Genomic DNA, 24,076 nt, shown 5'->3' on the forward strand with positions numbered 1-24,076 from the left:
GGGCCTGCCACGCACCCCTCCAAAAATGCGCGAACCCGCCCACCTGGCCATCCGGCTGCTGCCGCCGCGGCCCAAAATCGCAGTCCGTCGTGAGAATCGAGGGGTGCAATATACGCCGATCGCCTCTTGGGAGAGTTACGGGAGTTGCAGCATGGTCGCCCGGATGGACCTTCCCTGCACGCCTGAGCGCGCAGCAAGGGCGATCCGCACGACGAGGACCTTGTTGGCTACCTGCGCAACGGTTCGGCGTTGACTACCACGGGGTCAGCTGTTGATGACGTTCTCAGCCCGACCAACGAGCTGCTCTGTGCTCTCCACCTGTTCACGGACGGCGAGTGGTTTTGGCACACGGATCTCGCCCACTACGTCGAGCGCTACCACGTACCACGGGATGACGACCTTCTAGACGACGCACGCCTCCAGGGATGGTCACCACCAGAACTGAGCGAGGGCGAACTGATCGCGATCCAAGGTGCCTTCTTCCCCGAGGACGAGGTCTGAGAGCGAAGCGAGTACGGTTCGCCGGCCTTCCACACCCTGACGGTGTCGCCGAACACCATGCCGGCGGCGACTGTCGAGCGGCCCGGTGACGCGTGGCCAGTTCAGGCAGCATTCATTTTGCCGATGATCTTCCGGAGAGTGGAAGGCACTGTCGGGACACGACTGATCTCTAGGTTGCGGGGGTTGTCACTTATGGAGGACTGATGATCACCCGTGCCCGCCTGGGCGTCATACTTGCCGCCGTGTTGACGACGGTCTTCACGACCGCCGTCGTGCCGAGTGCCGTCTCGGCGCAGCAGCCGAACCCGGCCGCCGCGAGCGCCACCGCGCACTCCGGCAAGATCCGGATGAACGAGATCCAGTTCATGGGCGCCCACAACGCCTTCCACCGGGAGATGCAGGGCGTCGAGCTGGCCGAGTCGATCAAGATCGACCCTGGTTACCCGTCGTGGGGTTTCTACTCGCACGCGTCCGTATCCGATCTGCTGGGCCGGCAGAACGTGCGCGCGCTCGAGTTCGACCTGCTGCCCGACCCCGACGGCGGCCTGTACCAGCACCCGCTGGCCCGCAAGCGGGCCGGTCTCGGCCCGATCGACGACCCGGCCATGGCCGCACCCGGCATGAAGGTCATCCATGTCGCCGACCAGGACTACAACTCGACCTGCCGTACCCTCGTGGTCTGCATGCAGCAGGTGAAGACCTGGTCGAAGGCCAACCCGCAGCACGTGCCGATCATCCTGCAGTTGGAGCTCAAGCAGACCGACGACCGCTGGGAGCAGCTCGGCGGCGCGGTCAGCCCGGCCTGGAGCGGCAAGCTGCTCGACGACGTCGACAAGGAGATCCGTTCGGTCTTCTCCGAGTCGCAGCTGATCACCGCTGACGACCTGCGCCGCCCTGGCCTGACGCTGGAGCAGTCGATCCTGCAGAACGGCTGGCCGACCCTGGACTGGGCGCGCGGCAAGGTGATGTTCTTCTTCGACAACGGCGGCCCCGGCGCCATCCGTGACATGTACCTCGACGGGCACCCCAGCCTGCAGGGCCGCGCGGTCTTCACCCGCGGCAACCCCGGCGACGCGGATGCGGCGATCACGATGGTGAACGACCCGCGCGGCGCCAACGAGGCGACCATCAGCGACCTGGTCAAGCGGGGCTACATCGTCCGCACCCGCTCGGACGAGCCGCTGAAGACGGTCATCAACAACGAGTTCAGCCGTGTCCAGACCGCTCTGGCCAGCGGCGCGCAGATGGTCACGACGGACTTCCCGAGCGTCGGCATGGCCGCCCGCTACAACAGCGACTTCGTCGCCGAGCTGCCCGGCAACGAGCCGGTTCGCTGCAACCCGGTGACCGCGCCGCGCAACTGCCACGACGGCAGGTTGGAGCCCTCGTCCACCCGATGAGCGCGTTGTGAAAGGCGGCCGGCCGATCCCGGACGGCCGCCTTTCTTTGTGGCAAGCCCCCCGCCCCGAAGTCATCCGCGTGGTCAAGGAGTTCCTCCAGGTCCATGAGGTGCCTGTTCACGTTGATGCCGAGGATGTGCAGTTCCGCGTCGAGGGCTTCGCGGCTGGTCGCCGCTCTGGCCGCCAGTATGGCCTCTGACCTGCGGACAAGCCGATCCGCTGGGCCTGTCGAGAGGGTCCGGCCGCACCCGTGGTGACCGCTGTTCTCCGCCTTGAAAGGCACGGATGGGGCACGTGCCCGGTCCCCGGGCGAAGTCCACAGCCTTCGAAGTCTCGAGCTGGCAAGGTACTGCGCAAGGGCGATAACCGCCGCACGAGCGGCATCCAGGGGAGGGCGAGCATGGACTTCTTCGACAAGTTGTCGAGCAGCATCGGCAACCCCTACTGCGTCGCGTCGCAGCTCTCGCAGCGGCTCACAGCCGCCCGCTCGGTGTTGCCCTCGGTAGCACGGAGCGGGCTGGAGGGAGCAAGACGACGCCAAGCTCCGGGGAAGCATTCCGGTCGGCGTGGGCGACGACCCCGCACCCCCGGCAGATGAAGAGCCCCTGGTCGACACGGTTTCGCTGGTCGACGTGGCCGCACCCGGCGCACGTCTGCGACGTGTACGCGGGATCAACGAAGACCAGGGGCACCCCGGCCCGCTTGGCCTTGTAGACGATGAAGTCTCCGAGCTGGGCGAAGGCCCAGGAGTGGAGTGCGACCCGTTGGGGCTGTGCGGGCGACTACGGTTGAGGTACCTGCAGCGGAGCCTTGGCACCCCGCAGGGGCCCCCTCACCCCAAAGGGCCGAGCCCATGAACGAACGTCCGGCCAGCCCGGAGACGACCCGATACAGTGCGCGAGACGGCAGCCCGGTCAAGAAGGGGAAGCGTGACCGACACCAGCAACACCCGCCCCGCCGACAGTGAAGCGCAAGCACCGCGGCAGAGCCGGCTGCACCGCCTGATGCGCTACATCCCCCTGATCGCCCCCGTCCTGCTGTGGGCCGTGCCGTGCTGGGTGCTCCTGCACACCGGCCAGCACTGGCCGCTGCCCCTCACGCTCGCCGGCACCGCCCTGTTCGCCCTCGGCCTCGCCACTATGCCACTCGCCATGGGGCGCGGCCACGGCCGACGCCAGCAGGACCGTGCGGCGATCGTCGGTGACACCCTGCTGGGCATCAGCTGGGTCCTGTTCACCTGGTCCGTTCTGCTCGGCGTCCTGCTGCGGCTCGCCCTGAGCGCGGCCGGCGTCGGCGAGGGCCAGGACCGGGCCCGGATCGTCACTTGGGCCGTCCTCGGTGTGACCGCCGTACTGCTCGCATGGGGGTACGCCGAGGCCCGCCGTGTACCGCGCATACGCAGCCTCGACGTCCAACTCCCCCGCCTGGGCGCCGGGTTGGACGGCACCCGCGTCGTCCTCATCACCGACACCCACTACGGCCCCCTCGATCGCGCCCGCTGGTCGGCACGGGTATGCGAGACGGTGAACACCCTGGAAGCCGACCTGGTCTGCCACACCGGCGACATCGCCGACGGCACAGCCGAACGCCGTCGCGCGCAGGCCGCGCCACTCGGAACCGTGCAGGCCACCCGCGCCCGCGTCTACGTCACCGGCAACCACGAGTACTACAGCGAGGCCCAGGGCTGGGTCGACCTGATGGACGAGCTGGGCTGGGAGCCGCTGCGCAACCGCCATCTGCTCCTCGAGCGCGGAGGCGACACCCTCGTGGTCGCCGGCGTGGATGACGTCACCGCCGAGTCCTCCGGCCTGGCCGGCCATCGCGCCCACCTCGCCGGAGCCTTGGACGGCGCCGACCCCGACCTACCCGTCCTGCTCCTGGCGCACCAGCCCAAATTCATCGACCGGGCGGCGGCCAGCGGCATCGACCTCCAGCTCTCCGGACACACCCACGGCGGCCAGATCTGGCCCTTCCATCACCTGGTCCGCATCGACCAGCCCGCCCTCGCCGGCCTCAGCCACCACGGCCCCCGCACCCTGCTCTACACCAGCCGCGGCACCGGCTTCTGGGGCCCGCCGTTCCGCGTCTTCGCCCCCAGCGAGATCACCCTGCTCGTCCTCCGCTCCCCGCAGCAGCCCACCTCGCCGTAGCACCGGTCAGGCCGACCGCCGTGATGATTCGCACCGCCCGCTGACAAGGTTGGCTGACGCCTGCGGTGCCGACCGACGTCGGACTCCAGAGTCACAGGACGCCAGTTCGTCTCGAACGGGTCTCCTGGCCTGGCACCCGTTCCGACGGGCGCCATGTAGGCCAACCGGGCCCGGGACTCCACCGTGATCCCACCGCTCGCGGCCGCTTGCCGGCACCCGCGCTTGCGCACCCGGGTCGTGCTCGGGTGACGCCAGGCAATGCCGGTGCGGTCGACGTAGAGCATGGCATCCATGACGCGGCGCAGGTCATGCTCAGGCGGCCGACTGATGTCGAGGCCCTTGCGTCTGCGGGCAGGACCGTGTCGTGCTCCCGCTCCGGCGCCGTGATCGGGTGCAGGCCGCCGCGGCGGCGGTGGTGTGTCCGAGCTGGGCGCCGGGTGCTGTCACCATGTGTAGTTCGGGTTCACCGGCATGCATTTGTCCTTGTCGGCCCCGTTGAGGGCGTCCGCCGTGTCCGGGAGCCGATCGTCCTCTTTCGGCGCCTTGTACGTGGTGCCCGAGCGCCAGTCCGCGCCCACGACGAGGGTGACACCCGAGACGTCGGTGGACTTCGTGACCGAACTCGGCGGGATTCCGATGGACTTGGCCACCTGCTGTGCGTCGCCCTCCAGCCCGGCGTTCGGATAGCGCACCGTCGTTGTGTCCTGGGCAACCGCCCCCGAGGTGTCAGCCGTCGCCTTGGTGAAGCCTTCGCCGGCCAGCAGCCGGGTCACCGCGCTCGCGCGCCCGTCGACTGGGGCCAGCGTATTTGTGCGGGTGCCGTTGCGTACCAGCACGCTGATCTGGTCGTCGTCGGCAGCCGGATCGTCGGACGCCATCGTCTCGGCCGTTGCCCTTTTCCTGTTCTTGCCGGTGAGTGAGATGTCCTCGCGCACCAGGCGGAACAGCGTGAAGGCGTCCTGGGTGGGTTTCACCCGGACACCGGCGTACTGGTTGGGCATCGTCGTCATCGTGATGCCCTGGGTCGGTACTTTGCGCAGCTCGACGGCGAGGTCGTACAGCTTCTTGACTGTGCCGAGGCCGTCGTCGACGGTCAGCGCCTTGGTGGCGGTCTCGGCGAGGAAACGCAGCTTGCCCGGGTTGGTGAGTGTGGCGTTCTCGCGCAGCCGGCGGACCATCGAGTTCATGTACATATGCTGGGCCCGGGCGCGCATCAGGTCACTGCCGTCCCCGAAGCCGTAGCGGGTGCGCAGCCACTGCAGGGCCTGCTTGCCCTTGATCGGGTGGGTGCCCCTGGCGAGCTTCAGGCCTGAACCGTGGCCCTGCCTGTCCCTGGAGAGGATGTTGGCGTCGACGCAGACCGGCACGCCGCCGATCGCGTCGGCCATGGACACCATGCCCGAGAAGTCGATCTGCATGAAGTGGTCGATGCGGATGCCGGTGAGCTTCTCCCATGTCGCCACCGTGCAGCCGGGGCCGCCGCGGCCGAGGGACTCGTTGGCCGGCGTGGGCAGGACAGTGGCCTGGTAGCTCTTGCCGTCGTCGGGGTCCGTGCACTTGGGGATCTGCAGCAGAGTGTCGCGCGGCATGCTGACGACCGACATGTTGGAGCGGTCGGCCGAGACGTGCAGCAGCATCTGGACGTCCGCGAGGGGCACTCCGTCAAAGGTGCTCCTGGCGGCGCCGAGTTTCTGGTTCTCCTTGGTGTCCCGGGCGTCCGAGCCGATCAGGAGGATGTTCAGCGGCGTCTGACCCACCACGTCGGCCTTGGCCTTGGCGGGCCTTTCCTTCTCGTCCCCGAGGTTCAGGGTGTCCTTTTTGATGTTGCTGTTGAGTTGCCGGTAGTAGAGACAGCCGGCACCCGCAGTGCCGAGTATCAGGACCGCCAGTACCGTCGCGGACCAGCGAAGGGCCCGGCGTCCGCGCCGCGGCCGGGAGATGCGCCGGCCGCCCTTGGGCCGGCCGCCGTGCCGGTGCTCGCCCGTGGTCCAGGCCGCCGCGCTGTCGCTTCCGGCCCCCCGGGCGGCGGCCTCTCCGTCCGCTGCGGGTGCGTCCGCGAGCCGCACTGGAGTGCTGTCCACGCCGTACGGGCTGTCGTCCCGACCGGATTCGCCGGCGTGGCGGGCGCGTGGTCGTGCCCTCTTCCCGCGCGCTCTCGTTGCCATGCCCTATGCCTCCCCTACCGTGCGCGTGGTGCCGGTCCGCCCGCGTCGTGCGGGTCGCACCCGCCCGGTCGGCGCACTGAATTCGTGTCCGTCGTGAGTGTGTGTGTCGGTCTCCGGCGCCTTCGTCGGAGGGGTCAGCGGGGCCTCACCCCGTCGCACGCCCGGTGTCCTAGCCCAGAGTCAGCGGGATGGCGAGCAGGCCCTGCCGCCTCGTCACGCTCCTGCCCTCGTCACCGCGGCCTGGGAGGGTGCCATGAGGTCAGTTCGGGGTCGGAGGAACGCGGGCCGGCAAAAGACCGCTGGCGAGCGGGACGGCGAAGGTCGCGCGGACTGCGTCGAGGTGGCTGCGGCCGACGAGGGAGCGGTCATCCTGCTCCTGGCGCACGGCAGGATGACCGGGGTGGCTCTCACCTCGCGGGCAGGGTGGCGGGGGCAGCTCGGCCTCACGGCCGGCCTACCGAGTACGCCGGTGCCCCGGCCGGCCGAGGCACCAACCCCTGTACGGCGCCTCGGCCGGCCCGGTTCCGTCACGACAGCGTCCGGGCCCAGTACTTGTCCTGGTCGGAGTCGTAGAGGAGCTTTCCGGCGCTGTCGTACCCCTTGATACGCGGTGCCTGCGTGACCTGCCGGCCCAGGAGGCCGGAGGCGACGAACCAGCCGTGGTCCAGGACGGCCCGGCGGTTGGCGCCGCCGTAGGAGACGTACACCTCGGCCACCGAGGGCTCGACCGTTCCGACGACCCCCCACCGGAAGGGGAGTTTCCAGCTGCCCTTGCCGGCGGCCGACTGCTGGAACAGCCCGACGGAATTGGCATCGGGCACGACCGGGCCCGCGTCGGGTGGATCAGCTTCGCTGGTGCCGGTGCTGAAACCGGCGGCCTCGCCGTCCTCGATGTCGCAGACCACCCTCATGCCCGCCGGGCGCTCCCGCACGCCGACGACGTGGAAGCTGTCGCCGGGGAGAGAACCGCCGGTGCTCTTCGCCGCCAGGATGATCCGGTAGTCCTCGGCCTCGCCCAGCGCGTTGTCGCGGGCGGACGGCGCCCCGCGCTCCGCGGTCAGGCACTTCTCCAGCCCGTCGGATGCCTGGGCGAACGTGATCTTGTCGAGCAACTGCCCGTCGGTGGCGGGCCGCGCGGGCCCGGACGCCGTGGCGGCCGAGGTCTGCGGGGCGCCGTCCGAAGGCTGCCGTGCCGCTGGTTGCGCGCCTCGCTCCCCGAATCCCCCGGCCAGGGCGTACGCCCCCGCCGGCGCCGCGATCAGCGAGGCCAGTACGGCCCCCGCCACCGCCGCACGCCGGCGCCGCTCGTTCCGGCCCCGCTGCCGGATTGCCGTGTAGGGCACCGGTGAGGGCCTGATGGTGTGCGCGTCCTCGGCGAGCAGCTCACGCATACGCTCCTCGAAGCCGGACTCCCGCGCGTCCTCTGACCGCTCCGCCCGAGAACCGGACTCCTGCTCGTCACCTCGCCCGTTCACCTGCTGCCTCCCTGCCCGGACACCGTGCGACTGGCGGCCAGCCCCGGATACGTACGCAACTTCGCCAGCCCCTTGGACGCCTGGCTCTTGACCGTGCCGATCGAGCAGCCGAGCACTTCGGCCACCTCCGCCTCCGACAGGTCCTCCCAGTACCGCAGCACCACCACGGCCCGCTGGCGCGCGGGAAGTTGGGCCAGTCCGGCAAGCAGGGACCCGCGCTCCTCCACCCGGGCCGCGCCCTCGTCGCACCCCGCTGTCTCGGGTACCGCCGCGGTCAGCGACTCGGTGACCCGCCGTTTGCGGAATCGGTCGCTGTTGCAGCTGACCAGCATCCGCCGGACGTACGCCTCCGGGTTGTCGGCACGCGAGATCCGCCTCCACGACCGGTACGCCTTGGCCAGCGCGGTCTGTGTGAGGTCCTCCGCATGGTGGACATCTCCCGTGAGCAGATACGCGGTCCGCACAAATTGCGGCCACCGCGCTCTGACGAAGTCCTGGAACCGGTCTTCTTGTTCGGCCTGCATCGAGCACCCTCCCTCGCCCTCCAGACCACCGTTCCGGCGCATTCGGTTGCCCGCTGCCCGAGAGGAGATCCCGTCGGGGGGTCCGTCAAACGACAGGCTGCGCCGACCGGTCGGGGCTGACTGAACGAACCCTTCCGCCCGCTCCGGCGTCGCAGTACCGAGCCACAGAGCGAAAGGGACGGAGGGGGCATATGAAGAAGCGGACAGCGACGGTGGTGGGCCTCGGTCTGCTGGCGGGGATGCTGGTGGGGTGCGGCAAGGAGACGGTGTCCGTCGAACCCGCGGCGACGACCGGCACCGGCACACAGGGGACGTCGTTGTGCGTGGGGCACAAGCCGGTGGGCAGTCCCCCGGCTGTCGACGAGGACTCCCTGCTGGGGAAGGTCGCCGCGCATGTCGACACGCTGGTGCGCGAACGCTACTCCGACGTGTACACCGGGCTCTCCGTCGACGAGGACCACCAGACCGCCGACATCTGGCGCATACCGGCCTCCGCCTTCGACGACGAAGTCTGCGGGGCGGCCCCGATGGGAGTGACCCTGCGACTGCACGACACGGACGTGAACCGGAAGACGCTCGACGCGCTGGCCGACCGTGTCAGCGACGACATGAAGCGCTGGGACGGCACCTTCGAGATGCGTGAAGTCGGCGTGGACGCATGGGGGGTCGTCCTTGTCGGGGTCGACGACCCCGACAAGGCACGGCCGCTCCTGGAGAAGGCGTACGGGGAGAAGACGAGCCGGTACATCAAGGTCGAGCGGGTCGGCGAGGCTCAGGCGCTCGTCGGATGACCCTTCGTGCGCCGCAGTACCGCGCTCAGCCCGGCGTAGAACACCGCGTTCAGCACGAAAGGGACCTGTGACTGAGTCCGGTAGCCGGCCATCCTGTGCATCACGGTTGGCCACGCTCGACTGAGCTGCGCAGAGACCGAGCCGAGGCACTGGGTGTGCAGCCACTGCGCGGTGCGGTCGGGGCGAGCGGCATGGGCGAGCGCACTGGATCGTTGAGCGAGGCCATCGGCGGACTCGAGGTCCTTCGCCGGGTGAGTCACACCTTCTACGACCGGGTCCTCCTCCATCCGCGGGCGTCCGTGCTTTCACGATCAGGTTGGACTCCCCGTTCGTGTCCTCTACGCGCCCGGGCCACGGTCCCTCACGGCTGGTACTCCTGACGTGCGAGCACCCCGCCCGAGGTGCCGTAGACGGTGACTGTCCAGGGAGCCGCGGACGGGGTGTCGGGGGTGTCCTGCAGCCGGGTCATCGCGTACCAGGCACCCCAGCCGGGCCTGCCCGCGAGAGTCAGCGCGGTGGCCTGCACGATCCCCGCCTCGGTGGTGACCTCCACTCGAGCCGGCTCCCCCGGGCCATGGAAGATCCCGGAGAGGAACGTGCGGCCGTCGGCCCGGGTGGAGAGCTGGAGCGAGACACCGGGGCTGCCCAAGTCGAGGTTGCCGTCGACGACACTGCGGGACTGGGTGGGCAGATCCGGCTCCGTCCAGTGCGAACCGTCCCTCGTCAGCCACATCTCGGTGCCCTGCGCCACGCGCACCCGCTCGCCCGGTGCCACCACCCGCACCCGCCCGGCGGACTTCGAGGCCGACGGGCTCACGTCGGCGCCGCGGTCAGCGGACGGCCGCACCGACCTGCCGGATTCAGAGACCGCGTTGTCGCGCAGGCCGATCACCGCGAACAGCACCAGTAGGGCTGCGCAGGAGGCCCCGAGCACAGCGGTTCCGCCACGGCGTCGACGGCGTCGGCCTTCGCGCTCGATGGCGCCCAGCGGCACGGCGGAGGGCGTGACGTCGTACGCGGCGTCGGCGAACACCTCGCGCAGCCGCTGGGCCTCGGCCGAGGTGGGCGCGGGAGGGGATGAGTGGTTCATCGGCGTGCTCCGGAGACGGGGTGGCGGCCGGCGAAGAGGGGATGGGCGCGAAGCGCCTCCAGGCCGCGGCGCGCGTGGGTCTTGACCGTGGCGACCGAGCAGCCGAGGAGCTGCGCCGTCTCGGCCTCGCTCAGGTCCTCCCAGTAGCGCAGCACCAGGACGGCCCGCTGCCGCGCCGACAGCCCGGCCAGCGCCTCGTGCACAGCGGCGCGCTGGGTGACAGCCTCGGCGTGACCGGGCTCGCGCTGGTGCGCCCGCTCAGGCACGAACGGCATCAGGAGCTGCGCGACGCGTCTCTTGCGCGTGCGGCTGATGTTGTTGTTGACCAGCGAGCGGCGTACGTAGAAGTCGAGGTCGTCGCCGGGTATGCGCCCCCACCGGGCGTACATCTTGGCCAGCGTGGTCTGCACGAGGTCCTCGGCGTCGTGGAAGTCGCCGGTGAGCATGTGCGCGGTGCGCACCAGACGGGGCCAGGCGGCCGTGGCGTAGGCGGCGAAGTCGCGGCTGTCGGTGTGGACTTCGGAGGGGTCAATGGGGTGGTGCGGCACGACCGGCGGTCCCTCGGGTCGGGTGCGTGGGGGCTGGGGGCGGGCAGGGGGCCGGGTCCGGACGGCCCGGCCCCCTGTCCGTGCTCAGTTCAGGTCGAGCCGTGAGTAGACCTTGCCGTGGGTGTCGCGGACGACGACGTTCTCGACGCTCAAGCCGTCGTTGCCCGCCGGCACGTCGGTGCTGACGTACCAGGCGCCCCAGCCGGGCTCGCCCGCGAGTTCCAGGAGCTTGCCGTGCAAGGTCCCGGCCGTGGTCCGCACCGTGACTCGCGAGGCGGTGCCCTTGCCGCCGTAATACACGCCGGAGAGCAGGACGTGGCCGTCGGCGCTGGTTTCGACGTGTGCGGAGACACCGGGCGAGCCCAGGTCGATGTTCCCGTCGACCACGCTGGTGAACTGCGGATACGGGTTGTCGAGCGTGGTCCAGTGCTTGCCCTCGGTCGTCAGCCAGAAGTCGGCGCCGCCGGGCTCCGTGACGTGTTCTCCCGAAGCGACGATCCGAGGGGTCGGGGCCTTGCGCGCTGCCGACTGGGCGCTGACGTGCGCCGATGTCCCCGCTGAGACGGCGTACGCCGCCGAGGGCGCGCCGATCAGTGCGACCACGACCGCGGCGGTCGCCATGTACTTGTGAGTTCCTGCCATCAACGGACAACTCCTTGTGCTGCGAGCGACGTTCATACGGTGGGGAGGGCGCCTCTCCCCCCGTACAAACTCCCGGCGCCCACGATCCGGATGACACCGGCCGGAGAATTTTGGACGCCACCGCCTTCCCCCCGTGAGATGCAGCTCGCATCCGGGCCATCGGTGACCTGGGGCCCGACCTCGCACAGGCTTTGGAGTGGGCGATCGATTCACTCAGGGAGCGGGTGTACTCGGCTTCGGCGCCGACTGCGAGGTCAACGGTCTGCAGCGTGCCGAAGCCCGGGTGACCCGCGTGGATACCGACGAACGCCGATGCCGCGCCCTGGCCCAGGATGTTGGGGGTTCGCTGACGGATGATGGGCTGGGCACGGGTCAGCCGCAGGGCGGAGCATAGTCCCGTTCCGGAAGGTACTGCTGCCACTGGTTGCGCGTGATGCGCGCACCGATCCGGGTGCACAGCCGGTCCTTGATATCGGCGACGTCCAGCGCCCAGAAGCTGACGGCGTGTTCGAGTGAGCCTGCGACGAGAAACCTGCCGTCGGGACTGAACTTCCAACCGGAGTTGTTCGAGGTGACCGTGTGGATCACCGCCAGGTCCGTCGGTCTGTGGATGTCCTCGACGCTCCAGATGTGCGCTACGAAGTCCTCTCCCTCTGCGACCATCAGGTTCCCTGCGGCGGAGATCGTGAGCCGGGCGCCGCGCGGGAGTGATCCGGCGAGGTAGGCCGATCCGCTCGAGTTGCCCGGATCATTCACCTTCCATATCCGCCCAGCACCATTGCCACCGGTAAGGACCCATTTGCTGTCGGCGGAGAAGGCGAGTTGGGTGGCGTCGGACGGCTTGGTCTTCCGGCCGGGCAACCGGACAGGCTTTCGGGGGTCCGCGATGTTCCACAGGCTCAGCAGGCCCTTGGCGAAGTCCAGGCTGGCAACCACGCGGTTGTCCGGGCTGATCGCGGTTTCAGCCAGCGAGTAGGTGTCGGAGACGCCGGGAAGGGTGGCCACGCGCTTCGGCCGCATGGGATCTGTGAGGTCCCAGAGAGCGAGTACGTTCTGTCGGCTGCTGACGGTCCCTTCGGTGGGTTCGGCCGCGACCAGCAGGGTGCCATCAGGACTGAACCTGTACGAGAAGGGATCGCCTGGCTCGAACTTCTGGACCAGGGTGGGTGCGTTCAAGTGGCTGACGTCCCAGATCGCCACGTAATTCTGCTGACTGGTGGTGAACAGCACCTTCCCGTCCGGGCTGAACGTCGGGTTGAACGGCGTGCCGAGCGGATCGTCGGGAAGGACACCGACCTGCTTGGGCCTGCGCGGATCGCGTACGTCCCAGAGGCAGATGGTCGAGCCTCCGCACTCGACCGCCATGCGCGTGCTGTCCGGGGAGAAGGCCGCACCGCCGCCCCCCGCCTGGGCACGGAGTGGGTCGGGATCGGTGGCCACTGTGAGCGCGCCAGGCTGCTCGGGCACGGAAATGTCCCAGATCCGGACCGTGCCGTCGATGGTGGAGGCGGCGACTGCGTGGCCGTCTCCGGTCACGTCCATGCCGTAACCGTCGACGCTCCCGCTGCCGGCTGAACGGTCCAGCGATACCAGGAAGTTCGGGTCGTAGACGAGACGTCCGTCGTCGAGCCGGACGAGCCGGCGCAGCGCCACGGCGTTGTTGTGCGTCGTGACCAGGTACCGGTCGCCCGCGCTGAATCTGACGAATCCCTCGCTGTCCGGGATGGCGGTCAAGGACCGGGGGTGCCGCCCGTCGGCGACATCCCATACGGTGATCTGGCGCTTTTCCTGGTCGAGGGTGGCGAGCAGGGTACCGCTGGGCGCGTAGGCGACAGCGTTCAAGCTGTTCTTGCTGGACTTCATGGTCGCGAGTCGGCGGCCGTCGAGGTCCCAGATCGACACCTGTCCTGCTGTGTGCCAGGCGAGCTGACGGCCGTTCGGGGCGAAGGAGACGCTGCTGGAGTCCGCGCTTCGGGCGAACGTCGTCCTGAGTTCGGGGTGTTCCGGCCGGGCGATGTCCCAGAGTTGCATCGGTCCGCTGACGCTGCCGGTGGCGAGCAGACTTCCCTTCGGATTGAACGCCAGAGCGGTCACGGAGTCCCGGGAGGCAAGGGTGGCAACGCGTCGTGCGTGACGGGGGTCGGCGACGTCCCACAACTGGATCTGCCCCGGGGAGATTGTCGCTCCGTAGTCGCCGAATCCGCCGCCCACAGCGAGTATCCGACCGTCCGGGCTGAAGGCCAGCGCGCCGATGTCTCCGATCGCGGCTTCTTCGAGGCCGGCGACCGGCTTCCCGCTCTGGATGTCCTGCAGGGCGACAGCACCTTGGCCGCCCACCGCGAGCAGCTGTCCCGACGGCTGGAAGGCGAGCTTGGGGGGTTGGCCTTGGGTTCTCAGATCATGTGTGAAGGAGCCTGGCAGGGTGAGGCTGCGCAGAAGCGCGCCTCGAGCCTGCGCCGTCGGCGAGGTGGCGTATGCCATCAGCAGCAGTTGGCGTGACAGTCCGGGGTCGGTGCGTTCCAGACCGCCGGCCTCCTCGACGAGTTGCCTCGACCGAGCGGTGTTCTGCCGCTCTTGGCTGCGGTCACGTTCCTGCCGGAGGCCGAACAAGGTGTAGGCGCCGGCTGCCAGCGCTCCCACCAGCAGCAGGGACAGCACGTCCCGCACAACGGTCCTGATGTCCTTGCGGCGGGCCCGTCGGGCGGCCTCGGCCCAGGTTGCCGCGGGCTCGATACGCAGGGCGCGCGGCGCGTGCTTGCCCGCTTCCTCCTCGTCGACGACCGGGACGACCACCCGGGTGATCTTCTTGGCGGACTCGAGCTTCTCTCGGTAGCCGCCGACCGAGCGCAGGTTGCCGATGCTGTCGACGCGGCCCACAACGGCGACGTCATCGGTGAGCCGATTCACCGCCCGCAGCGCCGATGTCCGCGGGGTCATCCGCCGGACTTCGTCGAGGACTGTGGCGAACGCGGCACCGAACGACTCGTCTGCCACATGGCGGACGGGGCCCTCCTCGTTTTCCAGCCACCACAGCACTGCGGCGTCGATGCGTCCACTGGCCGCGTGCGACCAGGCTCGTTCGAGCGAGGTCAGAAAGCGAGTGTCGGCGCTGAACTGACTCATCCGCTGTGGATCGGGGACGAGCCCCGCCGGGGCTCCGGGTTGGAGACAGGCCGCCAAGGTGGCCTGCCGTCCCTCGCTGCCCCGGGACAGCAGTACCCTCACTCGCTGCGGCCGCCTGCGTCGGGGAGTTCTTCCGGCGAGGTGCTGAAGGGTGAGGGCGGCTATGAGGCGAGCATCGTGCGAGTGGCCGTCCTCGTCCGACGCCCCTGGTTCGGGCAGGGCCGCGAGGGTGGTCAGGCAGCGAGCGAGTTCCGCGTCCCCGGCGGCGATCTGGACCAGGTCCCAGGAATGGGACGGCGCTGCGGTCGGGGCGGCGATCCCCACCGCCCGGATCCGCCGGAGGGCCGCGTCGAGGGCGTGGGGCGCCGAGTCCGGATCGACGAGTGCGAGTCCGAGCGACCCCAGGCTGCGTGCCGCGTTCACGGCTGTGCCTTCGCCGGGCCGGAATGGGTCGCCCCGGGCTTCCAGCGCGGGCGGTAGCCGTCTGGTCGCCAGGTCGTCGCCGAGTAGCCGGTGCAGCGGGGTTACGTCTGCGGACAGCCTGCGCAGCGCGGTGACGTCGTTGCGGGCCACGCAGGCCGCAGTCAATGCCACAAGGGGCTGTGTGGGGCCGAAGAGGTCCTCGCGCAGCTCGTCCGCGTCTTCTGGCGGCGGCTCCTGGATGAGATGGCGGGCGTAGTCGCGCGGTGGGTTGCCGGGGTGGGTCATTGGGCTGCCCGCTCGATGACATCACGCAGGGGATGGGTTGCGGGCAGGCTCCGCGCGACGAGTTCCCACTGCTGCAAGGCGCTGTACGCCGTGACGGCCGGCACTGAGCGCTCTACCTCGTCCGTGTCCAGCGTCCCTGCGTCCGCGATGCCGGCCGGGGGTCCGTCCACATCGGCTTCGACGAAGTCACCGGTCGGAAGGGGCAGGCTGATCGTGCCGCCGAGGTACGTGCCGGAGGCCTGGAGAGTGAGCCAGTACCGGTTGCTGCTCTGCGCGTCGGTGATCCTGACCGGCAAGAGGACGACGCCGTAGTCACGCGCGATCCGGGCCTCCTCGTCGGATGCCAGCAGTGTCCGCGCGCTCAGCGTGACTCGCCCTGTCGCTGAGACGGTCAGCCGCAGGGTGAAGGGGGGGCGTTCGAACTCAGTGCTTTCCCGCCGGACGTGGGACGAGCTGTCTGCGGCGTCCACCAGGTGGGTCGCCATGCGGACCCCGTGGCGGCTGGAGCGGTCTTCTCCGTGGCGCAGTCGGGCCGCCGCACGGGCCGCCGCATGGCCGAGGAATCGGTTGTCCCTGGCGAGCGTGTCGGTCAAGGCGGCCAGCGCTTGCCGTGTCATCACCGGGAGCCGGGCCGTATCAAGTTCGCCTAGCCGCGCGCACAGACTGGTGGCTGCGACCCGGATCAGGCCGCGGTCGTGCTCGCGTACGCCTTCGTCGAGCTGCTCCAGCGACGCGGTGAACCGGGAGCCGACCGGGCGGAACCAGTGCCGGAGCTGGATCACTGGTGTGGTGTCGGTCGTTTCGGCTTCTTCCAGAGCGTTCGTGAGGTTCTCAGCCAGCTGGCCCACCAGGTGCCAGGGCAGCAGGTGGAACAGCTCGGCGGGAGGCCGTGCCTCGTCGGCCAGGCGTGCCAGCAACAGCCGCCGTATGTCAACCGGTTCGTTGCCGAGGACCCGCAACTCGGCCGCGTCGGGCACCACGTCCGGCCAGTGGCGTTCGATCCGGGAGAGCACCCGCAGTCCTGTCTCGCTGATCGCCAGGGGTACCGCCATCTCGTCGAGCTCCACCACGGTCTCCCCGGTCGCGGTGTGCACCAGGCCGAGTGCGGAGCGCTCCGCGTCCACGGGGACCGCTCGGCGCTGCCAGCCGTGCGCGAACTTCGCGAGATACCGGGCGTCGGCCCGCTCGTCACCGTCGTTCACCACGAAGACGTGCGGCCAGGAAGACGCACTCGCGCCAGGAAGTCGCACCGTGGCTGTCCAGACGCTCAGCGGCCGGTGATCCGTCACGCGGTCCGCTCCAGAATCGCCGCAACCAGAGCCGCAGCTACCGGGCCGAGTCGGCGGGCGAGGTCCTTCTGCCCTGTGTCGCGGTGGCGCGGTTGCACACAGGAAGCCCACGTGGTGAGGATGCGCGGCCAGCCCTCCGCGGGTATGCGCGCCGTGAGATCCGCGGGCAGCCCGCCGATCCATTTTGTGGCACCGTCGATGTCGGCGTCCGGCCAGCGCAGACCGAACTTGAGGCAGCGCAGGATGACGCAGGCGCAGGCGACAGGGGCGTCGTCCCTGTACGCAATCGCCATGACCAGCGGAACGGCCCGCAGGTGGGTATGGCCCAGTCCGGTGGGGTCGGCCACGACGCCTCGCCGGGGGTCGTAATAGAGAGCGTTGACCGTCAGGTCCCGAGTCCCGGCGTCGGTGGCAAGGCTCCCGCCGTAGGCCGGAAAGGCGAAGCCGTCCAGGGCGAGCGGCCGGTATTCCATAACCCGTCTCTGCGGGAACTCCTGTGGGGATATGGACCACACCAGCTGGGGGGAGACCCGCCAGTCGTAATCGCCGAAGCCGTCTCGCCGACGTCGGCGCCAGAAGGCCACCTCATTCAGTTCCCCGGGACCTGCCGTGCCGGTGAAATCGAGGTCGTGCACTTGAGCTTCGGCACCGTCGGCGAGCAAGTCCCGCACCGCACCTCCGACAAGCCAGGTCGAATGCTCTCGTTTCGCCAGCTCGTCGAGCACGCCCCGCAGCAGTCCGCCATGGTCTCCCATACCGTCGACCACTCGTTCGTAGCCTGCGCGGAGTCCGGGAGGAGGCACCGTCAGCGCGTCCTCGTCGAGACCGTCGGCCGGCGTCGGTCCGCAACGTGTGATGTCGACCGACGACGGATCAAGCACCGAGGGGACCGGCCGCGCGGGAGGACGGGGCAGATCCTGATCCCCGTCCAGCAGCAGCCGGTCGCCCGGTTCGCCGGCAGGGGGGTCGTGGTCGAAAGTGAATCCGATGACCGTCCGCCCCTCGACTTCGTCCCCCCGGGCAACAGGCGACTGCGGCGAACACGCATAGACGTCGAGCTGATGAGCGATGCGTGCGGACACGAACCATGCCCCCTTCGGCCGATCGGGGCTGTGACCGGGACGTCACTCTAAGGGGTCGACACAGCGCAGCGCAGCGGTTCGGCGTTCCGGTCCGCGACGGCCTTCCGCAGGTGCAACGAAGCCGCAGGCGGCGCCGACCAAGCGGGTAGGGGCGACCGGTTCCCGGGGCAGCGCGCCCCGTGCGCCCCGTCGTGGGCCCTGACCAGTCTTGCCGGTCATCGCCCCTCGGCCAGTTTCGGCGCCGGCTGGGGCAACAACGGCTCCACCGGTCCGGCGATCACCCTTCATCCGACACGGTCCACGGCCGCGGCTGACGTCTCTCCCCCCACGACCAGGCCGCGCAGCAGTCGCCTGATCAACGGCTTTGGTGGAGCCCGCTACTCTTCGGGAGTGCACCCGTATGCGGAACTTTCCTCAGCAGAGCGACAGTTATGGGATGCCTATCCCGCGGGCCATTCGGTGGACTTCCGTACGAGGCGTCCAGAGGACGGTCCCGAGCACGGGGACAGCTGGGGCGGCGAGCGGACGGTCAGGGCCGGTGTCGTGAGCGCCCTCCTTCTCGGAGAGAACCCTGGGCAACCGGGGAGCGTCCCGGCGCTGCGCCTTGCGGGTGCCCGAATCAGCGGCCTCCTCGACCTCAGTGGGGCCGAGATCGGGCACGGCATCTGGTTCGAGGAGTGCTGGTTCGAGCAGGGCATTGCACTGTACGGAGCGGCGACCCGGACGGTGGAGATCAAGGGCAGCAGGCTTCCGGGACTCGATCTCACCATGGCCCGGATCGAAGGCAGCCTCAACCTCCGCCGCGCGGTCGTGAACGGCAGGTTGAAGCTGATGAACGCGCGCATAGCCGGCGAGTTGCTGCTCAGCGGCGCGGTCATTTCATGCCCCGGCGACTGGGCTGTCTTCGCCGGCGGACTCGTCCTGGAAGGCGGAGCGTTCTGCCGTAGAACTGTCGTGGACGGCGGCATACGTCTGGTGGGGGCGCAACTGCCAGGTGGCCTGCACATGGAACAGGCACGGCTTCGGCATGCCGAGGGTGTCGCACTCCTCGCCGACCACGCGGTGGCGAGCAGTCTGGTGATGTCCGAAGGCTTCAGCGTCGAGGGGGCGATCAGTCTGCGCGGCGCGCAGATAGCGGACCAGGTGACGTTTGACGGCGCCGTCTTCCGGACTCGTGGCGCTGCACTGGACTGCGCTCGCATGCAGGCAGGTGTTCTCGTCTTCACCCCGGCCCAGCCGCTGTCCGGCCTCGTAGACCTGCAGGACGCGCGAGCGGCGGCCGTCCACGACCGACCGGGCGTCTGGCCGGACACCGTACGGCTGCAAGGATTCACCTACGGATCCCTCCACGAAAGCAGCGGCCCGCTCGGGGCCTCGGTGGAGCGTCGCGTGGCGTGGATACGCCGGCACCCGGGCTACGCCGCCCAGCCCTATGAGCAATTGGCTCTCTGGTACCGGCAGATAGGACATGACGACGACGCCCGCCGTGTCCTGCTGGCCAAACAGCGCCATCGCAGGAAGGCTCTGGGCCTGCCCGCCCGGCTGTGGGGACACCTCCTCGACGCCACGGTCGGCTACGGCTACCGCCCCTGGCTGGCGGGTGTGTGGCTCACGGCGCTCGTGCTGCTCGGCACCGCGGTTTTCGGTGCGCACTCGCCCCAGCCGACCGAACCCGGTCAGGTGCCGCCCTTCAACGCATTCGTCTACACGCTCGACCTGTTGATCCCCATCGGCGGCCTCGGCCAACGCACGTCCTGGTACTGGCAGGCGGGAGCCACGGCCTGGCTGGCCTACGCGCTCATGGCCGCGGGGTGGATCCTGACGACGGCGGTCCTCGCCGGGATCACGCGTACCCTGAACCGGAGTTGACCCCTCGCAAGGGCCTGTCGAGGCGACGCACTTCGGTCTGATACCCCCGATCGAGGCACCGGTTCCGCGTCAGGCCTCGCCGACACCGGTATGACGCGGTGTCGGCGAGGCCGGACCGGTGGGGTCAGGGCTGGAAGCCCTCGACGAAGACCGCAGTCCCGTAGGTGTGCCCGTCCGCCTTCTCGGCCTGGAATCCCGCCGAAGCGAGGATTCCAAGCAGAGCGTCCCGCATACAGACCTGGACGGTTTCGTAATGGCGTATCGCGTAAGGCAGATCTGACGGATCCACTCCGCCCGCCAGAGCGTTCACAGCGTCAGTTGCCAGTTCCGCCTCCGTGTTCCACTCCACCAGCACACCGCCGATGACGAGAGGATCCACATGAACCTCTGCCCCAGGCCTGCCTTCGGGCTCGGCCCCGAGGCCGACCCGGTAAACGGGAATTCCGGCCTGCGCCAGTGCCCTGCAGGCTTCGTCAGCCAGCGCGTCGCGCTGCGCGATGACATCCGGCGGTGCTTTCGGCGGCAGATCGAATCCGTGCTCCGTCATACGTCCTTCACTTCTCTTCCTGCTGTCCACCTGGCACAGAGCGCGCCAAACGCCCTCCGCCGGCCAGCTTGACGTATTTGGCCAGCAGTTGCTTCGCCGCACTCTCGATGCCCGCGTAGTAGGGGACCGACCACGTCACTGGTGTGCCCGCCTTGAGGGCACCAGCCAATTCGGAGGCGCACTCCCCACAGGGTTGCCGCTCACTGTACAGAGCGGTGATGTCGTGAGGATCGAACCCCTTTGCCTTCAGCTTGTCCAGGAGCGCTGTCTCCGAGTGACCCGCGAAACCGCTGCTCGCGACCACGAGGTCCCCGGTCTTGGGGTCGTTCCACCCCGGCACCTTGGCGACGGCGACATTGTGCGACGCCCCGTAGAAGCCGGACTCCGTCCTGAACTGGTAGGCCATGCGGCTCAGCTCGTCGCTGTTGTAACGGATCAGACCCGTGGGGCATCCCTCGGCCGCCACGGACGCCCGTACGGTCAGAGGCGCCCGGGCCCTGCTGCAGAACTCGACGAATTCGTCGATCGCCCGGTACCCGATTCGAGCGATGGCGTCCTCGGCCACGCCGAGGGTACGCAGCGCGTTGAGGGCGTCGGCGAAGCCGATGCCGGTCCTCGCGGCGGCATCCGCCGCCCTGACGGCGTCCGCAATCGGGCGGAGGATCTTGCCCGCGAACAGACTTGCCACATCCACAAGCGCCCAGGCGCAACCACCCCAGCTTCCGTTCTCACCGCCGGGGGTGAGCTTCTGGGCGCATTTGATCCAGCTGCCGAAGAGGATGTCGACCGGGTCGAAGCCCTCCTGGTACTCCCCGATCGTGATGGTGTGCGTAACCTCGGTGGACAGTGCCTTGGTCGGGAACTCGCCGAGGTACACCGTCGCGTCCGAGGGGCATGTGTACTGCGAGGAGCCCATGTCCTCGGTGGTGCACAGGTACAGGTCGAGGACGGCCATGTACCCGATCTTCTCGGTCATCGTGCAGTCGCCGTCGTAGAAGAGCTGGTCCCACCACCCTTCGCAGCCGTCGCTCTTCTCCAGAACCTCCGGATCGCCGACCTGGTCCATGTGGTCGACGACGTAGAACATGCCGCCGATGGACGCGCCGAATCCGCCCAACAGGCAGCGGACGAGGCCGAGCAGGCGGCAAACGCCGACCAGATCGAGACCGGCACGGTTCCCGACGGCACCGCCCTTCCCCCGACGACGGCTCTCCCCTGCCGTACCGAATCGCGCACCGACGCGAACGTGCCGGCCTCGGCGGGCACGAGGCCTCATTCACGCACGCCTCAAGATCACGGCACAAGATCACCGCAATTGTTTGACCGAAAAAATAGCCAACAGCCAGTGATTACACAGAGGTTGAGGAACCTGCGCCTCCTGCGCCATACAGATCGTCCCGGGAGTCCGTGTCTGCGGCTGTTGTTCGGGGCGTGGCGGCGTGTGATGGTTGCCGGGTTTCGTCGTGTGATGTCGTCCCGCGCATGTTGCGGCGCTGCGGTGATCTGCGGCTCCGGGCTGCCTCCGTAGGGGGTCATCCGTGGCGGTTGGTATCAGACGCGTCGAGTTGTTGCCGCAAGGGGTCGGAGGCGTTGCCGCGCTGTCGAATCGACCTGTTCCGGCCCTTCAAAGTGAACCGCTGACGACTCGTGGCCCGGTCCGGGCCCACAGCTGGGGCGTCTCTTTCGGATCATGTTGCTGCGCTGGTCGAGGTCCGGGCGCCCGTGGGGTGCGACGCGATGACCGGCCAGTCGGTCCAGTAGGCACTGTTCAGGGCGGCGGTCAGCCGTTCGTCTGTGAGCTCGACATCCAACCACTCACCCTTCGAAATGGCTTCGGTGGGCTGGGTAGGGCTCGCGGTGGTCACGCCCGAGATCTTCGCACGCAGTTCCGGTACCGGATCGTCGAGAATTCCGGCCCGTTGCTCTGCTGTGTCGTTGACAGACGTGCAGCGGACCAGGATTGAGCCGCTCGCGCCGGACCGGACGCCGCGGAGAGGTGGCCGATGGCGTGATCACCGGATCTTTCCGCAGTCCCGCAGCGACTCTCCCAAGGTAGAACGGCAGCACGGCCCGTCCGGCCTGATGACGTCGAGGGGCTCGCTTCGCCCCCTCAGTTCCAGGACCAGTTGCGGCTGTCGGCCGGGGGGCCTGGCGACGTGGTGTCCTGTCCTTGATTATGTTGTTACGGGTGGTGGACGCTTCTCTCGGGGGAGGGAACGTTGGGCGTGTTCGGCGCAGACCGGCGTGGGTGGGCCCTGGTAGGGGCAGCTGTCGTGCTGACGTTGTTGTCCGGAGCGCTTGTGCCTTTATGGCTTCCGGGTGCCCTCGTCGGCGGTGCTGGAGCTGCTGTCTCCTTGATCGCAGGGGTTTGGGTCACGCGTGGAACCGTGGCCCTTCAGGAGCGTGACGCACGACGCCGCGCGAGCAGCGGCGATATCTGGCTCGATCACCGAGGGCGGTTGCCGGCTATTCGTGATCTCGATGATCCCGTGCGTCTGGGGGTGCATCCCGCTGTCGAGCGCGACGCGCGGCGTGGTGTGCCTCCCGCGTTCATTGTTCGCGACTTCGACGCTCAACTCGTTCAGGCTCTGCATCGTGATCGTTTCGTCCTGCTGGTCGGCGAGTCGACCGCGGGCAAGTCGCGAGCCGCCTACGAGCTGATCCGGGCTGAGTTGCCCCAATGCCAGTTGGTGGTGCCGGTGCGCCGCGAAGCCACGCGGTCGGCCGTTGAGGCCATGGTTGCCAAACAGCACCGTGTCCTGTGGCTCGACGATCTGGAGCGCTTCCTCGGAACCGGCGGTCTGTCGGCCGCCGCGGTGCGGGCCGTGCTCGATGCCTCGCACGGTTCGGGATGGATCGTGGCGACGATGCGGTCCGAGGAGTACTCCACGTTCACGGGCGGAACGCTGCCCGGAGCGGACGGGGCGGCCCGCGACGCCCAACGCCAGGGCTTGGATGCGCTCCGCATGGCCGTGCGTATCGACGTACCGCGCCGCTGGTCGCGGGAGGAGATCGCCGAGGCCCGCACCCGCATCGATGACGCGCGGCTCGTCGATGCGGTGCGTCACGCCGACGAGTACGGGGTGGCAGAGTACTTGGCGGCCGCGCCCCAGCTTCTGACGGAGTGGCGCGATGCCTGGGCCCCTGCGCGACATCCGCGTGCCGCCGCAATGGTCTTGGCCGCCGTCGACGCACGACGGGCTGGGGTCCATCGTCCCTTGCCTCTGTCGGTGCTGCTGCGTTTGCATGAGCCGTATCTGTCCGCGCGGGGCGGGGTTCGACTGCGTCCCGAATCAACCGACGCGGCGATCTCTTGGGCGACTACTCCCCTGCACGCCACCAGCAGCCTGTTGATCCCCGCCGATGACGGTTACCTGGCGTTCGACTATCTCATCGATGCCGTCGGCGCCGAGCGACCCGGCCCGGCAGCGCTGGATGCGCTTGTCGCTTTCGCGACTCCGGAGGAGGCCCTCGACCTGGGGGTGCAGGCCCAGTACTGGTCCATGCTCGACCAGGCCGAGGCAGCGTTTCGCAAAGCGGAGGGCGCTGGGCTGTTCGCTGGAACCGCGCACCGCTGCTGGCTGATCCGCGACGAACGCGGAGACCTCGCCGCGTCCTTGAGATTCGCCGACGAGGCAGCCACCCGGATCGCCGCCGCTCATGGGCCCAATCACCTCAAGGCCTTCGAAGCGCACTTCCTGGTCGCCTGCGAAACAGGAAACAGCGGCGACGCGGCAGGCGCCGTCCGCCTGCTCGGAGACCTCGCCGTACGTGCAGAGCGGGTGCTCGGTGGCGACCACAAAAAGACCCTGGAGATCAGGGACGCTTTCGCCGAATACACCGGTGACACCGGCGACGCCGCTGAGGCGCTCCGCCTGCATGAGACCATCCTGCGCGACTGCTGTCGCGTCCTCGGTGAAGCAGACGGCCTGACAATCAGCACCAGAGAACGGATCGCGTTCTGGCTGCGGGAAACAGATCAGCCGGCCCGGGCAGCGACCGTCCTCAAAGATCTTGAGTCGGACATGCTGTCACGCTTTCGCACTCCGAGCTGGGACGCCTGGTGGATTGGTACGGCTTAGACACCGTTTCTGATGGCGTGATCGTTCGTTGATCCGTGCATGACGGATCTGGTTGAGCGGCTGGTGCCCGATGAGTTGTGGGTGCTGTTC

General features: G+C 68.9%; 18 protein-coding genes and 2 pseudogenes. 6 read left to right on the forward strand and 14 right to left on the reverse strand.

What is annotated here, in order from left to right; genetic code table 11:
• Positions 1 to 249 precede the first annotated feature (249 nt).
• The gene (locus ACFV0T_RS37455; RefSeq protein WP_385789283.1) at positions 250 to 501 is read left to right on the forward strand and encodes a hypothetical protein; all 252 of its coding nucleotides are present in this window, start codon (positions 250 to 252) and stop codon (positions 499 to 501) included.
• Positions 502 to 704: 203 nt separating this feature from the next.
• Positions 705 to 1,901 carry a phosphatidylinositol-specific phospholipase C1-like protein gene (locus ACFV0T_RS37460; RefSeq protein ID WP_385789285.1) on the forward strand — a complete coding sequence of 399 codons (1,197 nt, stop codon included), beginning with the start codon at positions 705 to 707 and terminating at the stop codon, positions 1,899 to 1,901.
• Between the two features lie 473 nt (positions 1,902 to 2,374).
• On the opposite strand, the pseudogene ACFV0T_RS37465 reads toward ACFV0T_RS37460, so the two are convergent.
• Positions 2,375 to 2,674 (reverse strand): annotated as a pseudogene (locus tag ACFV0T_RS37465) (zinc ribbon domain-containing protein); the annotation flags it as partial.
• Positions 2,675 to 2,830: 156 nt separating this feature from the next.
• Between ACFV0T_RS37465 and ACFV0T_RS37470 the strand changes: the two are divergent.
• A complete protein-coding gene (locus ACFV0T_RS37470; RefSeq protein ID WP_385789286.1) occupies positions 2,831 to 4,051 on the forward strand; it encodes a metallophosphoesterase in 1,221 nt (406 codons plus the stop codon).
• 245 nt (positions 4,052 to 4,296) lie between these two features.
• Here the strand turns inward: ACFV0T_RS37470 and ACFV0T_RS37475 are convergent.
• The 4 genes and pseudogenes from ACFV0T_RS37475 to ACFV0T_RS37490 form a co-directional block, all read right to left on the reverse strand.
• Positions 4,297 to 4,401 (reverse strand): annotated as a pseudogene (locus ACFV0T_RS37475) (IS5/IS1182 family transposase); the annotation flags it as partial.
• 93 nt (positions 4,402 to 4,494) lie between these two features.
• The gene (locus tag ACFV0T_RS37480; RefSeq protein ID WP_385789288.1) at positions 4,495 to 6,216 is read right to left on the reverse strand and encodes an LCP family protein; all 1,722 of its coding nucleotides are present in this window, start codon (positions 6,214 to 6,216) and stop codon (positions 4,495 to 4,497) included.
• A 527-nt stretch (positions 6,217 to 6,743) separates the two neighbouring features.
• Complete coding sequence (locus ACFV0T_RS37485) at positions 6,744 to 7,691, reverse strand: hypothetical protein (RefSeq protein ID WP_385789290.1); 948 nt, start codon at positions 7,689 to 7,691, stop codon at positions 6,744 to 6,746.
• A complete protein-coding gene (locus tag ACFV0T_RS37490; RefSeq protein WP_385789291.1) occupies positions 7,688 to 8,215 on the reverse strand; it encodes a SigE family RNA polymerase sigma factor in 528 nt (175 codons plus the stop codon). The genes ACFV0T_RS37485 and ACFV0T_RS37490 overlap by 4 nt, the downstream gene beginning before the upstream one ends.
• A gap of 191 nt (positions 8,216 to 8,406) precedes the next feature.
• On the opposite strand from ACFV0T_RS37490, the gene ACFV0T_RS37495 reads away from it, so the two are divergent.
• A complete protein-coding gene (locus ACFV0T_RS37495; RefSeq protein ID WP_385789293.1) occupies positions 8,407 to 9,006 on the forward strand; it encodes a hypothetical protein in 600 nt (199 codons plus the stop codon).
• 361 nt (positions 9,007 to 9,367) lie between these two features.
• On the opposite strand, the gene ACFV0T_RS37500 is transcribed toward ACFV0T_RS37495, so the two are convergent.
• From ACFV0T_RS37500 to ACFV0T_RS37525, 6 genes are all read right to left on the reverse strand, one after another.
• A complete protein-coding gene (locus tag ACFV0T_RS37500) occupies positions 9,368 to 10,096 on the reverse strand; it encodes a hypothetical protein (protein ID WP_385789295.1) in 729 nt (242 codons plus the stop codon).
• A complete protein-coding gene (locus tag ACFV0T_RS37505; RefSeq protein WP_385789297.1) occupies positions 10,093 to 10,644 on the reverse strand; it encodes a SigE family RNA polymerase sigma factor in 552 nt (183 codons plus the stop codon). The genes ACFV0T_RS37500 and ACFV0T_RS37505 overlap by 4 nt, the downstream gene beginning before the upstream one ends.
• An 84-nt stretch (positions 10,645 to 10,728) precedes the next feature.
• On the reverse strand, positions 10,729 to 11,286 hold the full coding sequence (locus tag ACFV0T_RS37510; protein ID WP_385789298.1) for a hypothetical protein: 558 nt from the start codon (positions 11,284 to 11,286) through the stop codon (positions 10,729 to 10,731).
• Between the two features lie 372 nt (positions 11,287 to 11,658).
• Positions 11,659 to 15,117, reverse strand: a complete 3,459-nt coding sequence (locus ACFV0T_RS37515) for a hypothetical protein (RefSeq protein WP_385789299.1) — start codon at positions 15,115 to 15,117, stop codon at positions 11,659 to 11,661.
• The gene (locus ACFV0T_RS37520) at positions 15,114 to 16,406 is read right to left on the reverse strand and encodes a hypothetical protein (protein WP_385789301.1); all 1,293 of its coding nucleotides are present in this window, start codon (positions 16,404 to 16,406) and stop codon (positions 15,114 to 15,116) included. Before ACFV0T_RS37520 ends, ACFV0T_RS37515 begins: the two co-directional genes overlap by 4 nt.
• Positions 16,403 to 17,488 carry a hypothetical protein gene (locus ACFV0T_RS37525; protein ID WP_385789302.1) on the reverse strand — a complete coding sequence of 362 codons (1,086 nt, stop codon included), beginning with the start codon at positions 17,486 to 17,488 and terminating at the stop codon, positions 16,403 to 16,405. Before ACFV0T_RS37525 ends, ACFV0T_RS37520 begins: the two co-directional genes overlap by 4 nt.
• A 390-nt stretch (positions 17,489 to 17,878) precedes the next feature.
• Between ACFV0T_RS37525 and ACFV0T_RS37530 the strand changes: the two genes are divergently transcribed.
• A complete protein-coding gene (locus ACFV0T_RS37530) occupies positions 17,879 to 19,357 on the forward strand; it encodes an oxidoreductase (RefSeq protein WP_385789303.1) in 1,479 nt (492 codons plus the stop codon).
• Between the two features lie 124 nt (positions 19,358 to 19,481).
• Here the strand turns inward: ACFV0T_RS37530 and ACFV0T_RS37535 are convergent, their stop codons facing one another.
• The 3 genes from ACFV0T_RS37535 to ACFV0T_RS37545 all read right to left on the reverse strand — a co-directional run bounded on the left by ACFV0T_RS37535 (position 19,482) and on the right by ACFV0T_RS37545 (position 21,769).
• The gene (locus ACFV0T_RS37535; RefSeq protein WP_385789305.1) at positions 19,482 to 19,904 is read right to left on the reverse strand and encodes a hypothetical protein; all 423 of its coding nucleotides are present in this window, start codon (positions 19,902 to 19,904) and stop codon (positions 19,482 to 19,484) included.
• Positions 19,905 to 19,911: 7 nt separating this feature from the next.
• Complete coding sequence (locus ACFV0T_RS37540) at positions 19,912 to 20,991, reverse strand: nucleic acid/nucleotide deaminase domain-containing protein (RefSeq protein ID WP_385789307.1); 1,080 nt, start codon at positions 20,989 to 20,991, stop codon at positions 19,912 to 19,914.
• A 601-nt stretch (positions 20,992 to 21,592) separates the two neighbouring features.
• Positions 21,593 to 21,769 carry a hypothetical protein gene (locus tag ACFV0T_RS37545; protein WP_385789309.1) on the reverse strand — a complete coding sequence of 59 codons (177 nt, stop codon included), beginning with the start codon at positions 21,767 to 21,769 and terminating at the stop codon, positions 21,593 to 21,595.
• A 522-nt stretch (positions 21,770 to 22,291) separates the two neighbouring features.
• Between ACFV0T_RS37545 and ACFV0T_RS37550 the strand changes: the two genes are divergently transcribed.
• On the forward strand, positions 22,292 to 23,986 hold the full coding sequence (locus ACFV0T_RS37550) for a hypothetical protein (RefSeq protein ID WP_385789311.1): 1,695 nt from the start codon (positions 22,292 to 22,294) through the stop codon (positions 23,984 to 23,986).
• The last annotated feature ends 90 nt before the right edge of the window (positions 23,987 to 24,076 follow it).

The organism is Streptomyces sp. NPDC059582 (genome assembly GCF_042735715.1).
Taxonomy (GTDB): domain Bacteria; phylum Actinomycetota; class Actinomycetes; order Streptomycetales; family Streptomycetaceae; genus Streptomyces.